The organism is Maribacter sp. Asnod1-A12, assembly GCF_045063735.1.
Taxonomy (GTDB): Bacteria; Bacteroidota; Bacteroidia; order Flavobacteriales; family Flavobacteriaceae; genus Maribacter.
Map to the genome: position 1 here is coordinate 2,737,399 of NZ_JBEFNZ010000006.1, position 13,487 is coordinate 2,750,885.

General features: G+C 34.3%; 9 protein-coding genes and 2 tRNA genes. 8 read left to right on the forward strand and 3 right to left on the reverse strand.

The window, feature by feature from the left end; genetic code table 11:
• Positions 1-137 precede the first annotated feature (137 nt).
• The gene (gene gyrA / locus ACJJVP_RS11620; RefSeq protein WP_405413840.1) at positions 138-2,696 is read left to right on the forward strand and encodes a DNA gyrase subunit A; all 2,559 of its coding nucleotides are present in this window, start codon (positions 138-140) and stop codon (positions 2,694-2,696) included.
• A gap of 40 nt (positions 2,697-2,736) precedes the next feature.
• Positions 2,737-3,999 (forward strand): tetratricopeptide repeat protein, encoded by a 1,263-nt coding sequence (locus tag ACJJVP_RS11625; RefSeq protein WP_405413842.1) that lies wholly within the window; start codon positions 2,737-2,739, stop codon positions 3,997-3,999.
• A gap of 51 nt (positions 4,000-4,050) precedes the next feature.
• Here the strand turns inward: ACJJVP_RS11625 and ACJJVP_RS11630 are convergent, their stop codons facing one another.
• The gene (locus tag ACJJVP_RS11630) at positions 4,051-4,803 is read right to left on the reverse strand and encodes an NlpC/P60 family protein (RefSeq protein WP_405413844.1); all 753 of its coding nucleotides are present in this window, start codon (positions 4,801-4,803) and stop codon (positions 4,051-4,053) included.
• Positions 4,804-4,820: 17 nt separating this feature from the next.
• Positions 4,821-5,996 (reverse strand): acetyl-CoA C-acyltransferase, encoded by a 1,176-nt coding sequence (locus ACJJVP_RS11635; RefSeq protein ID WP_405416180.1) that lies wholly within the window; start codon positions 5,994-5,996, stop codon positions 4,821-4,823.
• A 120-nt stretch (positions 5,997-6,116) separates the two neighbouring features.
• Here ACJJVP_RS11635 and ACJJVP_RS11640 point away from each other — a divergent pair, with 120 nt between their 5' ends.
• The 5 genes from ACJJVP_RS11640 (at position 6,117) to bglX (ending at position 11,882) form a co-directional block, all read left to right on the forward strand.
• Complete coding sequence (locus ACJJVP_RS11640) at positions 6,117-8,153, forward strand: HD family phosphohydrolase (protein WP_405413845.1); 2,037 nt, start codon at positions 6,117-6,119, stop codon at positions 8,151-8,153.
• A 112-nt stretch (positions 8,154-8,265) separates the two neighbouring features.
• Positions 8,266-8,354: transfer RNA gene (locus ACJJVP_RS11645), tRNA-Ser, on the forward strand.
• Positions 8,355-8,393: 39 nt separating this feature from the next.
• Positions 8,394-8,468 (forward strand) — tRNA-Pro (locus tag ACJJVP_RS11650).
• Between the two features lie 206 nt (positions 8,469-8,674).
• Entirely contained in the window at positions 8,675-9,469 is a 795-nt protein-coding gene (locus tag ACJJVP_RS11655) for a gluconate 5-dehydrogenase (RefSeq protein WP_405413847.1), read from the forward strand.
• A 139-nt stretch (positions 9,470-9,608) separates the two neighbouring features.
• Positions 9,609-11,882, forward strand: coding sequence for a beta-glucosidase BglX (gene bglX, locus ACJJVP_RS11660; protein WP_405413848.1), 2,274 nt, complete (start codon positions 9,609-9,611; stop codon positions 11,880-11,882).
• Between the two features lie 128 nt (positions 11,883-12,010).
• On the opposite strand, the gene ACJJVP_RS11665 is transcribed toward bglX, so the two are convergent.
• A complete protein-coding gene (locus ACJJVP_RS11665; RefSeq protein ID WP_405416182.1) occupies positions 12,011-12,484 on the reverse strand; it encodes a nucleoside deaminase in 474 nt (157 codons plus the stop codon).
• A gap of 328 nt (positions 12,485-12,812) precedes the next feature.
• Here ACJJVP_RS11665 and ACJJVP_RS11670 point away from each other — a divergent pair, with 328 nt between their 5' ends.
• Positions 12,813-13,478 carry a Crp/Fnr family transcriptional regulator gene (locus ACJJVP_RS11670; protein ID WP_405413850.1) on the forward strand — a complete coding sequence of 222 codons (666 nt, stop codon included), beginning with the start codon at positions 12,813-12,815 and terminating at the stop codon, positions 13,476-13,478.
• Positions 13,479-13,487 lie beyond the last annotated feature (9 nt).

Below are 13,487 nucleotides of genomic sequence, written 5' to 3' on the forward strand. Positions count from 1 at the left end.
ATTTAAAGTAAAAATTAACATAACTATGCCAAGTGTTAATAAAAAATAATATTATTAAATACACTTATTCTTGAAACGCTCAGGATTTAAGTATATTGGCATGCTTTTTTACTAATTAAAAAACAGAAGATTTTAAAATGGCTGACGGTGAAAAATTGATTCCCATTAATATTGAAGAGGAAATGAAATCTGCCTACATTGATTACTCAATGTCGGTCATTGTGTCACGAGCCCTGCCGGATGTCAGGGATGGATTGAAACCCGTACACAGAAGAGTTCTTTTCGGAATGCATGAATTAGGAGTTAGAAGTAATAGCTCACATAAAAAATCTGCACGTATTGTTGGTGAAGTTTTAGGTAAGTATCACCCACATGGTGATACTTCAGTATATGATGCCATGGTTCGTATGGCTCAAGAGTGGAGTTTGCGTTACATGTTGGTAGATGGTCAAGGTAACTTTGGTTCTGTTGATGGTGATAGCCCTGCGGCAATGCGTTATACGGAAGCTCGTATGCGTAAGATTGCAGACGATATGCTAATTGACATAGAAAAGGAAACTGTAGATTATCAATTGAATTTTGATGACTCTTTAAAAGAACCAACGGTTCTGCCTACTAGGGTTCCAAGTTTGTTGGTGAACGGTGCATCTGGTATTGCTGTAGGTATGGCAACCAATATGCCGCCACATAACTTATCTGAGGTAATAGATGGTACGGTTGCATATATAGATAATAATGACATTGAGATAGATGAGCTTATAACACATATTAAAGCACCAGATTTTCCTACTGGAGGAACTATTTACGGTTACGATGGTGTAAAAGAAGCTTTTCATACAGGAAGAGGACGTGTAAAAATGCGTGCAAAAGCAACTTTTGAAGAAGTTCAAGGTCGCGAATGTATTGTTGTTACCGAAATTCCTTATCAGGTCAATAAGGCAGACATGATTAAGAAAACTGCCGATCTTGTCAATGATAAAAAATTGGAAGGTATAGCCAATATTAGAGATGAATCCGATAGAAACGGTATGCGTATCGTTTACATTTTAAAGAGGGATGCTATTCCTAATATTGTGTTGAACATGCTGTTCAAGTATACGGCATTACAAACATCTTTTAGTGTAAACAACATTGCTTTGGTAAATGGAAGGCCACAGTTGTTGAATGTGAAGGAAATGATTCATTATTTCGTTGAGCATAGACATGAAGTGGTAGTTAGGCGTACACAATTCGAATTAAAGAAGGCTGAAGATCGTGCTCATATCTTAGAAGGTTTAATTATTGCATCAGATAATATTGATGAAGTAATTGCTATAATAAGAGCCTCTAAGAACGCTGATGAAGCAAGAACAAACTTAATTGAACGATTCAAGTTAAGTGAAATTCAGGCAAAGGCAATTGTAGAGATGAGACTTCGTCAACTTACTGGTCTGGAGCAAGATAAACTAAGAACCGAGTATGATGAAATAATGCTTTTAATTGCAGATCTTAAAGATATTCTTGATAAGAAAGATCGTAGAATGTCTATTATCAAAGATGAGCTTCTTGAGATTAAAGATAAATACGGTGATGAAAGACGATCTGTAATTAATATTGCAGGTGGTGATCTTAGTATGGAAGATATGATACCAGATGAGCAAGTGGTAATTACTATTTCTCATGCAGGTTATATTAAAAGAACTCCGTTAAGTGAATACAAAACACAGAATAGAGGCGGGGTCGGTCAAAAAGCATCTTCTACAAGAAATGAAGATTTCTTAGAGCATTTGTTTGTAGGTACCAATCACCAATATATGTTATTCTTTACCCAGAAAGGTAAATGTTTCTGGATGCGTGTGTTTGAAATTCCGGAAGGAAGTAGAACATCAAAAGGACGTGCAATTCAGAATCTCATAAATATTGAGCAAGATGATAGTGTAAAAGCTTTCATTTGTACACAAGATTTAAAAGATGAGGAGTATATCAATGCACATTATGTTATTATGGCTACTAAGAAAGGTGTTGTTAAGAAAACATCTTTAGAGCAATATTCAAGACCACGTCAAAATGGTATTAATGCCATTACCGTTCGTGAAGGTGATGAACTGTTAGAGGCTAAATTAACTACAGGTTCTAGTGAGATTTTCTTAGGGCTTAAATCTGGTAAGGCAATTCGTTTTGAAGAAAGTAAAACACGACCAATGGGTAGAAATGCCTCGGGTGTTCGTGGTATTACTTTGGCAAATGACGACGATGAAGTAATAGGAATGGTTTCTGTTCATAATTTTGAAGATGAAATATTAGTTGTTTCGGAAAAAGGTTATGGTAAGCGATCAAGTATTGATGATTATAGAGTTACCAATAGAGGAGGTAAAGGAGTTAAGACTATTAGTGTGACCGATAAAACGGGCGGATTAGTAGCAATTAAAAATGTTACCGATTCTGATGATTTAATGATTATCAATAAATCTGGAATTGCAATACGTATGAGCGTTGAAAATTTACGTGTAATGGGTAGAGCAACACAGGGCGTTAGATTAATTAATATTAAAGGTAACGACTCTATTGCTGCAGTAGCGAAGGTTATGAAAGATGAGGATGATTTGGAAGAAGCTGAAATACTTGATATTGAGGTAAATGCAGAAGATGGCACGGAGATTGATAATTCTGATTCCGAAGAAAGTACAGACCCGGATAATCCTGAAACTGAAGAGTAACATCATTTAAAAGTAAACACTAATAATTAATATATTAAAAATGAAGAATAGATTATTACTTGTAGCAGCACTGACATTTACAATGGTCGGTTTTGCTCAGAAGAATGAAATAAAAGCTGCTGAAAAGGCATTGAAAGCTGGTGATTCAGCTACTGCTCAAACAGCTTTAGAAGCTGCTTCAGGTACAATTGCCGCTGCAGATGAAAAAACACAAGCTCAATATTATTTTACTAGAGGTAAAATCTATAATGATTTAGCTAAGAAAGGAAATGATGATGCCTTTGAGAAAGCGGTAACTTCTTTTAAAAAGGTTGTTGAAATAGAAGAAGCTTCAGGTAAGCAAAAATATACAGGTGAAACTAATCAGTATATGACTTCTTTAACTGCTGATCTTGTGAATTCTGCTGTTAGCGATAACGGTAATAGTAAATTCAAAGAAGCTGCAGAAAAATTGTATATGAGTTATACGCTTAGTCCAAAAGACACTTCTTATTTGTATTATGCAGCAGGTAGCGCTGTAAATGGAGGTCATTATGAAATGGCTTTAGAGTATTATAATAAATTGCAAGAAGTAGGTTATGATGGTAGTGCAGTAGTTTATAAAGCTACTAATGCAGCTTCTGGTGAAGTTGAAGAAATGGATAAAGTACAACGTGATTTGATGGTGAAATCAGGTACATACTCTAACCCGATAGACGAAAAAACTCCATCTAAAAAAGCTGAGATTGTTAAGAACACGGCATTAATTTATACACAATTAGGGCAAGATGAAAAGGCTTTAGAAGCTTATCAAGAGGCTAGAAAAAACGACCCAGAAGATGTAAATTTAATTTTGAACGAGGCTAATTTATATTTTAATCAAGGGGATAAAGATAAGTTCAAAGAATTAATGGCTCAGGCAATTTCTTTAGCTCCAGATAATCCAGACCTTCATTACAATGTTGGTGTAATTAGCATGGAACAAGATAATTATGAAGATGCACGTGTGTCTTATAAAAAAGCAATCGAAATCGATCCTAATTATACAAATGCCTATTTGAACCTTTCGACTACTTATGTTAATGAAGGTAATACGTTGATTGATGAGATGAATTCTTTAGGTAATTCTAGAGCTGATATTGCAAAGTATGATGACCTTAAGGAGAAAAAGGATAGCTTATTTAAGCAAGGAGCGGATGTTTTAGAAGATGCATTGAAAAATAATCCTGAAAGTGAAAATATTATGACTCAGCTTAAGAATATATATGGAGCAATGGGTGATACTGAGAATTTCACTAAAATGAAGAAGATGTTAGGAGAGTAATTCTAATAACTTATTTATGAAATAAAAAAAGGCCCTAACAAGGGCTTTTTTTTATACTATTTTTTTAATGACTCTTAGTTGATGAGTATACGTTCTAAGGTTATTGTTGAATATGCCAGTATGGTCTAAACGGTCTATTCTGACCTTTCCGTTTACGTGAATAACATAGTTGTTTTCCATAATAATGCCTACATGGTCAATGTCTCCGCTAACATTATCAAAAAAGGCTAAATCTCCAGCCTCACTTTCTTCTACAAAACTTAAGGCAGACCCTTGTGCTGATTGGTTTTTCGCGGTTCTTAAAAGGTGGTATCCATTAATTCTATACACCATTTGAGTAAAACCAGCACTATCAATACCAAAAGGGGATTTTCCTCCTTTCAATTCCGGAGAATTTAAATAAAGTAAGGCTGTTTTTATTAAGTTCGCTTTTGACTGCGCTTTTTTGATAACGTTACCATTGAAATTAATAGGCAATGATGGAGTATCGGGTATGCAAGATCCAATTAATATTGGTGTTAAAATTTGATTAGAGTCTTCGACAAAAGATATTAACTCGGCGACATGTTTTATTTCTTTGTTTGACTGAATGGAATTGAACTCCTCTTCAGGTATAAAAAACAATTGGTTGTTCATTATCCAACCTTCACATTTATCGAATATGGTTTTTATTCTAGACCAATTTTTTCGGCACTCTAATATTTTAAAGTGTTCTCCGAATAAAAGTTGCGTAGTTAGCTCGGCGACTTCGTCTGGCGTACTTCTAACAGGAATAATGCTTAATTGGCAAATACCGTATTGCATAAATAATTTTTATACACTTAAATCTTTTCGATAATTATTGCCGAAGCACCACCGCCACCATTACAGATTGCAGCTGCGCCTAGTTTCGCATTATTTTGTTCTAATACATTTAGTAGTGTGATTAAAATACGTGCACCAGAACACCCTAATGGATGTCCTAAAGAAACTGCGCCACCATTTACATTAACATTTTTGTCACCTAAACCTAATATTTTCATATTTGCAAGACCGACTACAGAAAATGCTTCATTAAATTCGAAGAAGTCGATTTCTTCTAGCTTTAAATTAGATTTTGCTAAAGCCTTCGGTAAAGCCTTTGCTGGTGCAGTGGTGAACCATTCAGGTTCATGAGCTGCATCAGCATAACTTTTTATTATAGCTAATGGTTTTAAGTTTAGCTCTTCTGCCTTTTCTCTACTCATTAAAACTAATGCCGCAGCACCATCGTTAATAGTTGAAGCATTTGCGGCGGTAACTGTTCCGTCTTTTGAAAATGCAGGTCTTAAATTTGGAATCTTATCAATAAAGACATTACTAAATTCTTCATCTTTGGTAACCATTTTAGGTTCCCCACGTCTTTGAGGTACTGCTACAGGAATAACCTCGTTGTCAAATTTTCCATTTTCCCAAGCATCGGCAGATCTCTTGTAAGACTGAATAGCATAGGCATCTTGATCTTCTCTGCTAAATTCATATTCAGTAGCACATGCATCAGCACAAACACCCATGGCGTTTTCATCATATGCATCGACTAAACCATCTTTTTGCATTCCATCAACGAAAGTGGTAGGTCCGAATTTTGTACCTGTTCTCATGTGCACATAATGAGGTATTAAACTCATGTTTTCCATACCGCCGGCAACAACAACATCTGCATCACCTAATGCAATAGCTTGTGCACCTTGTATTACAGCTTTCATACCTGAGGCGCAAACTTTATTTATAGTTGTACAAGGTACAGTGTTTGGAATACCGGCAAATATAGCAGCTTGTCTTGCAGGTGCTTGACCTGTGCCAGCTTGCACTACATTGCCCATAATAACTTCATCAACTAGAGTAGGGGTTAGGTTAATTTTTTTTAATGCACCTTCAATAGCAATTGCTCCTAATTTAGGAGCAGGAACTGTTGATAATCCGCCCATAAAACTACCTATTGGTGTTCTTACGGCTGATACGATAACGACCTCTTTCATGTTTTTCATTATTTGATAGCACGAAATTACTAAATTCTATACCAACCCAAGGGATATCATTTCAATTACTAGTTATCAGTATATATTTTCTATTTTTGAGAAACTTAATATATTTTTCTTTTGGATAATCTTTACAAACAACAATCGCTAATTTTTAAATACATACTTTATGTTGTGGCTGTTGCATTCATTGTTTTCTTTTTGCCTAAGGGAGGGAAATTTAAGTATGAATTTCAAAAAGGTAAACCTTGGCAATTTGAAAATCTCTATGCACCTTTTGATTTTTCTATTCAAAAGACCGATACTGAAATTACAAAAGAAAAACAAGGTATTGAAAGTTCTCAATTACCATATTATCGATATAATCAAGCAGAAGTAGATAGTGTTGTAGAAGAATTTGAGAGAAAGTTTGAAGATAAATGGGATAGAACTACTTTAAACGATACTCAGAAAAAACGTTTAAAATATTTTTCTAAAATTGTATTGGATACGGTTTATGCAAAAGGTATTCTGCAAAACAACGGTAAACAGGTTAAGCGAAGTTTTATTTATTTAGTCAAAAATAATGAAGCTAGTAAAGTTAGGGTCTCGGATTTTTTTAGATTAAACGAGATTAATAATTTGATAAGTAAAGTTCTTGCTGAAAACAATTTGTCTGTTTTCGAAAAAGAAACTCAAGCCTTGTTTTTTGACATTATATCTCCTAATGTAAGTTTTGATAACAATCTTACTCAAAAGGCTAGAGACGAGGCGCTATCTAAACTTTCGTATACTCGTGGTACGGTTGATCAAGGTCGATTGATTATTGCTAAAGGCGAAGTTGTTGAGGCTGAAAACCTAAAGATATTAGAGTCTTTAAAATCAGAATACGAATCTGAACTTTGGACTGCAAGTAATTATTATTATATATTAATAGGGTATACCGTTTTAGTAGCGCTTGTACTTGTTATGCTTTTTTTGTTTTTAAAAAAATATAGAAGAACGGTTTATGAAAATAACGTTAAGGTTACGTTTATTTTCTTCAATATTCTTTTGATGGTTTTTATAACTACTATGGTTATAAAGTATAATGATCAACTAGTATTTGTTGTGCCGCTTTGTATATTACCATTGATACTGAAAACATTTTTTGATGCTAGATTAGGGCTTTTTGTACATGTTCTTACAATATTAATTTTAGGCTTTGTTGTACCTAATAGTTTTGAATACATCTTTTTACAAATTATAACTGGTATCGTTACAATACTTACCGTCTCTGAGTTGTACAAAAGGGCTAATTTATTTGTAAGTGTAGGTCAGATAACACTTATATATATTATTGGTTATTTGGCATTTCATACGATACACGAAGGAGATTTAAGTGATATTGAATGGTATACTTTAGGTCTTTTTCTTTTAAATGGTATGATTACGCTATTTGTTCAGCCATTAATTTATATTTATGAAAAAGTTTTTGGGTTAGTATCAGACGTTTCATTATTAGAGCTTTCGGACACGAACTCTAAACTTTTAAAAGAATTGTCTAACAAGGCACCGGGCACGTTTCATCATTCGCTACAAGTCGCTAATTTAGCCGAGGCAGCCGCTAATGAAATTGGAGCAAATGCAATGTTGGTTAGGGTAGGGGCTTTGTACCATGATATTGGTAAAATGAATGACCCAACTTTTTTTACGGAAAACCAGGTAACTAATGTAAATCCACATGACGAACTAAGTCCTAAAGACAGTGCAGGTATAATTATAAATCATGTAATAAAAGGTATTGAGATAGCTAGAAAGAATAATATTCCTGACCGTGTTATAGATTTTATACGTTCGCATCATGGTACTACTTTGGTATTTTATTTCTATAAGAAACAAAAAGAGTTAGAAGAAGATGTCAATGAAGAAGATTTCAGGTACCCTGGTCCTTTGCCATTTTCTAGAGAAACGGCAATTTTAATGATGGCCGATTCTGTAGAGGCTGCATCGAAAAGCTTAAAAAACCCTACATTTTTGATTATTGATGAGTTTGTTGACAAAATAATTTCGGGTCAAATGAAGGCAAATCAATTTTTAAATGCAGACATTACCTTCAAAGAAATAGAAACAATTAAGAAAATATTCAAACAGAAGCTTATAAATATTTATCATTTGCGTGTGGAATATCCTGAGTAACAGGGAGGTATTTTTTTATTGAAAAAAAACATCAAAAATAGTTGTGTATAATCAGTAATACTTACTACATTTGCATCCGCTATTTAGAGCAACAGTTCATTGAAGAATTACTGGAGAGGTGCCTGAGTGGCCGAAAGGAGCGGTTTGCTAAATCGTCGTAGGTGGAAACATTTACCCAGGGTTCGAATCCCTGTCTCTCCGCAACAATGTGTTGAGAGACATATTTTTTGATAACCAATTCGGGGTGTAGCGTAGCCCGGTTATCGCGCCGCGTTTGGGACGCGGAGGTCGCAGGTTCGAATCCTGCCACCCCGACAAAAAGCCACTGAGAAATCAGTGGCTTTTTTTGTTTCTCTATATTGGGTTTGGTTGATCAAAACTTTTTATATTTAACTTCTTGTCCATGATTTTTATATTTTAAATTAAAAATTATCAATACTTACTTTATGGTTGGCATTGTTGAGAAGATTTTATTTATAACTAGTATGGATTTTTTCGCTGTAATAGTTTAAAAAAAATATATGTCTACAGAATTATTTAATTTAAAAGGTAAAGTTGCTTTAGTAACAGGTAGTACACATGGTCTTGGTATGGCTATGGCAAAAGGTTTGGGGCTTGCCGGCGCAAAGTTAGTTGTCAACGGTAATTCATCGCAAACCAAAATTGATGATGCGGTTAAATTTTATGAGTCACTTGGCATAGAAGCTTATGGCTTTAAATTTAATGTTACTGAAGAAGATCAAGTAATTAAAGCGATAAATGACATTCAAGTTGCTGTGGGTCCTATTGATATTCTCGTAAATAATGCAGGTATCATTAAAAGAACCCCTTTAGAAGATATGGACGTTGAGGACTTTAAAGAAGTTATCAATGTTGATTTAGTTAGTCCGTTCATAGTATCCAAACATGTGGTAAAAGCCATGATAGAAAAAAAAGAGGGTAAAATTATAAATATTTGCTCTATGATGAGTGAGTTGGGTAGAAATACAGTTGGGGCCTATGCAGCAGCAAAGGGGGGATTGAAAATGTTGACCCAGAATATGGCAACGGAATGGGCTAAGCATAATATTCAGGTAAATGGTATAGGACCAGGTTATTTTGCTACTAGCCAAACGGCTCCTATTCGTGAAGAAGGTCACCCATTTAATGATTTTATTTTAAATAGAACACCGTCAGCTAAATGGGGAGATCCAGATGATTTGTGCGGTGCAGCTATATTTTTATCATCTAAAGCCAGCGATTTTGTAAACGGTCATATTCTTTATGTAGACGGAGGTATCTTGGCGACCATAGGAAAACCGAGTAATGAAAATTAAAATCATGTATTGAATTTAAATATTATTGACTAAAATTGGTCGATATTATTTGCATAAAGTTTATTAACAAGTAGTTACGTAAAATTTAAAAAAGGAATAAGGTTTCATTATTTCAATAATAGTATTAGTATAAGTTAATATGAGGAATTTTTTAGTTTATAGCTTCGGTATATTGGCATTTTGCCAAAGTACCTTAGCACAATCAAGTGTTGATCAAAATTTTGAAGGTAAAATAGATTCTCTTTTGTCCATAATGACTTTAGAGGAAAAGGTTGGTCAAATGAATCAGTATAACGGATTTTGGAATGTAACAGGTCCTGTGCCAGAAGAAGGTGATGCGTCTAATAAGTTTGAACACCTTAAAAACGGATGGGTGGGTTCTATGCTTAATGTTACTGGCGTAGAAGAAGTACGAAAAGTACAAAAAATAGTGGTTGAAGAATCAAGACTAGGTATCCCTTTAATTATAGGTTATGATGTAATACATGGTTATAGAACACAAAGTCCAATACCTTTAGCAGAATCTGCAAGTTGGGATATGGAAACGATAAAGGCTTCAGCGGCCATGGCCGCTGACGAAGCTTCGGCAAGTGGTATAAATTGGACTTTTGCTCCAATGATAGATATATCGAGAGATGCGAGATGGGGTAGGGTCATGGAAGGAGCCGGAGAAGATCCATATTTGGGCAGTCAAATAGCAAGGGCTAGAATTATTGGTTTTCAAGGCGAAGACCTTTCTGCTTCAAACACAATTGCGGCTACAGCTAAGCATTTTGCTGGCTATGGTTTTTCTGAGGCGGGTAGAGATTATAATACAGTAGATGTTGGTACATCAACCTTGTACAATACTATTTTTCCTCCGTTTATGGCAGCTATAGAAGCAGATGTAAAAACATTTATGAATTCCTTTAACGTGCTTAACGGAATTCCTGCTACAGCAAATTCTTATTTACAGCGAGATATTTTAAAAGGAGAGTGGGACTATCAAGGCTTTGTAGTTTCAGATTGGGGTTCTATGGCGGAAATGATTGCTCATGGGTATTCTAAAGATGGAAAAGCTGCTGCTGAAAGTGCTGCAAATGCAGGTAGCGATATGGACATGGAATCTTATTTATATGTAAAGCATTTAAAAAACTTGGTTGATGAAGGGAAAGTGTCAGTAAATAAAATAGATGATGCAGTTCGTAGAATATTAAGGGTGAAATATGAACTAGGTCTTTTTGAAGATCCTTATAAGTATTGTAACGAAGAACGGGAGAAAACTGTAATAGGAAGTGATAAGAACAAAGCGATAGCGCTTGATATGGCTGAAAAGTCTATTGTACTTTTAAAGAACGATAACCAATTATTGCCTTTAAAAAAGAAGGGTATGAACATTGCGGTTATTGGTCCGTTGGCTGCTGATAAAAATAGTCCATTAGGTGGTTGGAGACTTGCTGCAGAAGATGATTCGGCAATATCTGTTATGGAAGGATTAAAGAAATATAAGGGTAATAGACTATCTCATGAAAAGGGAGTAGCGTTGGTAAAGGGTAAAGAAGCTTTTGTTTTTGAGATCAATATTAATACTACAGATAGAACTGGAATTGCAGAGGCTGTGGAAGTAGCCAAGGGCAAAGATGTGGTAGTAATGGTCTTGGGCGAACATGGTTTTCAATCGGGAGAAGGCAGAAGCAGAGCTAGTTTAGATTTACCAGGTTTACAACAAGAGTTACTGGAGGCGGTATATGCCGTGAATAAGAACGTAGTTTTAGTTTTAATGAACGGTAGACCGTTAGCTATAAACTGGGCAAATAAAAATATACCTGCCATTGTAGAAGCTTGGCAATTAGGTACTACCAGTGGTGATGCTATTGCCAAAGTAATTTATGGGGATTATAACCCAAGTGGAAAATTACCAATGACGTTTCCGAGAAATGTAGGTCAAGTTCCCTTATATTACAACTATTTAAGTACAGGTAGACCCACTGATCCTGGAAATGACCTTGTATTTTGGACACATTATACTGATGAGGTGAATACCCCATTATATGAGTTTGGTTACGGATTAAGTTATACTGATTTTAAATACAGTGATTTAAAATTGAATTCTAAATCTATAAGTAAAACAGGAGAATTGAAGGTTACTTTCAATTTAACGAATACCGGTAAATATGAAGGGAAAGAAGTTGCACAGTTATATATTCAAGATCTATTTGCAAGTAGAGCAAGACCAGTGAAGGAGTTGAAAGATTTTCAAATGATTTCATTAAAACCTGGGGAAACTAAAAAAATAAGTTTTACCATTGATTCTAAAACCTTAGAATTTTACTCAGCTAATAATAAATGGGAAGCTGAAGAAGGTGATTTTAAAGTATATATAGGAGGAAGCTCAAATACTGTTCTTGAGTCTAATTTTATATTACAAGATTAAAAAATGAATTAGGCTAAACATCGTTAACGATATAATTTATAAAGTAAAGCGTATAGTTTCTAAATTTAGCAACTATACGCTTTACTTTGTAGACCTACATTAACATTAATTGTAAAAGTAGTTTGAACTTAATACTTCGTTTTATCATGTTTAGAAGCCCAATTATTGAAAACTCCTACAGCTTCTTCTTGCAACATTTGTTTGAAATGAATTTGTCTGTCTTGCATTTCAACTTCTAGTTCATCATAAATAAATTGATCATCAAAATCAATAGCTTTTGCATCTGCTTTGTCGCAACCATAATACACAGCTTTAGGTCTAGCCCAGTATATAGCGCCAAAGCACATAGGGCATGGCTCGCAAGAAGTATAAATAATACAATCGGTTAGCTGAAAAGTATTCAGTTTGTTACAGGCATCTCTAATCACCACCATTTCTGCATGTGCTGTTGGGTCATTGGTAGAGGTTACTTTATTATGGCCTTCAGCTATAATTTCTCCATCTTTAACAACAACGGCACCAAAAGGTCCTCCTGCGTTCGAGTTCATTCCCTTTGCTGCCATATCAATGGCTCTTCTCATAAAAAACGCGTGATCTTTCATCATATTTATAAAATTCAAATAGTATGTATTCCATTATTTGGGGGTGCAAATTACGTCTTTTATATAGAATTCTAGGTATATCTTTTTTTGAAAGAAAATGCCCTTTTTAGATAATTGTTAAAAAAATTATGAAAGATTTTGATTTTTACCCGACTTAATCTAGAACCAACCAATTGTAAAAAAAAATAGAAAAACTATTTATCAAAGCATTTTTTGCATTTATAACTACTAAAATCTACTCAACTGTCGTCTGAAGTAACTCTGTGAGTTTTATAGTTTTTGCATACTGTTGATAATCAGTAATATTGGTTTTTATTAAAAATAGATATTGAAAGCAATTACGAAATATTGGTTCTTAGAAGGATTTAGCCTTTTTCAAAAATTAGGAATGCCTTCTATGATGAAACTTTGTGATCTTCTAGAGATGGATCATGTAGACAAAGGCAGCATCATTGAGATAGGAGCAAGAGATAAAAAATGCATTTTCTTTTTAAAAAATGGATCTGTTAAAATCATGGACTCTGATAATGACATTGTAAAGTACGTCGTTAAAAAGGGTAATATTTTTGGTGAGCTATCTATTTATGATAAGGATAACTCGTCTAAAGAAGTAGCTCTTGCTTTAGAAGATGTAGTAATCTGTTATATAGAATCTGATATGATGGAAGGCTTAATGGAAGAGTATAAGTCTTTAAAAAATGGTCTGTTAAAAATATATGGTCTTCGTATCAGAAAATTAGAAACAAGACTACAAGACCTTTTATATAAGGACAGTAAAACGAGAATCTCTGAATTTATAAAAGCTTTTATAGAAGAGTTTGGCGAAATAGAAAATGATAGGGTAGTGGCAAAAAACCTACTCTCTCATAAAGACATAGCTAACTTGACTAATACTTCTAGGCAGACAGTAAATAATGTATTAAGCATAATGCGAAAAGATAAGGTCATTAACTACGATTCTAAATGTATATCATATTCAAAGAAATTCATATAACTAATTAAA

Coding starts and splice junctions, on each gene's coding strand:
- bglX (WP_405413848.1), top strand. CDS start 9,609: ATGAGGAATTTTTTAGTTTATAGCTTCGGTATATTGGCATTTTGCCAA.
- ACJJVP_RS11630 (WP_405413844.1), bottom strand. CDS start 4,803: ATGCAATACGGTATTTGCCAATTAAGCATTATTCCTGTTAGAAGTACG.
- gyrA (WP_405413840.1), top strand. CDS start 138: ATGGCTGACGGTGAAAAATTGATTCCCATTAATATTGAAGAGGAAATG.
- ACJJVP_RS11665 (WP_405416182.1), bottom strand. CDS start 12,484: ATGAAAGATCACGCGTTTTTTATGAGAAGAGCCATTGATATGGCAGCA.
- ACJJVP_RS11655 (WP_405413847.1), top strand. CDS start 8,675: ATGTCTACAGAATTATTTAATTTAAAAGGTAAAGTTGCTTTAGTAACA.
- ACJJVP_RS11625 (WP_405413842.1), top strand. CDS start 2,737: ATGAAGAATAGATTATTACTTGTAGCAGCACTGACATTTACAATGGTC.
- ACJJVP_RS11635 (WP_405416180.1), bottom strand. CDS start 5,996: ATGAAAGAGGTCGTTATCGTATCAGCCGTAAGAACACCAATAGGTAGT.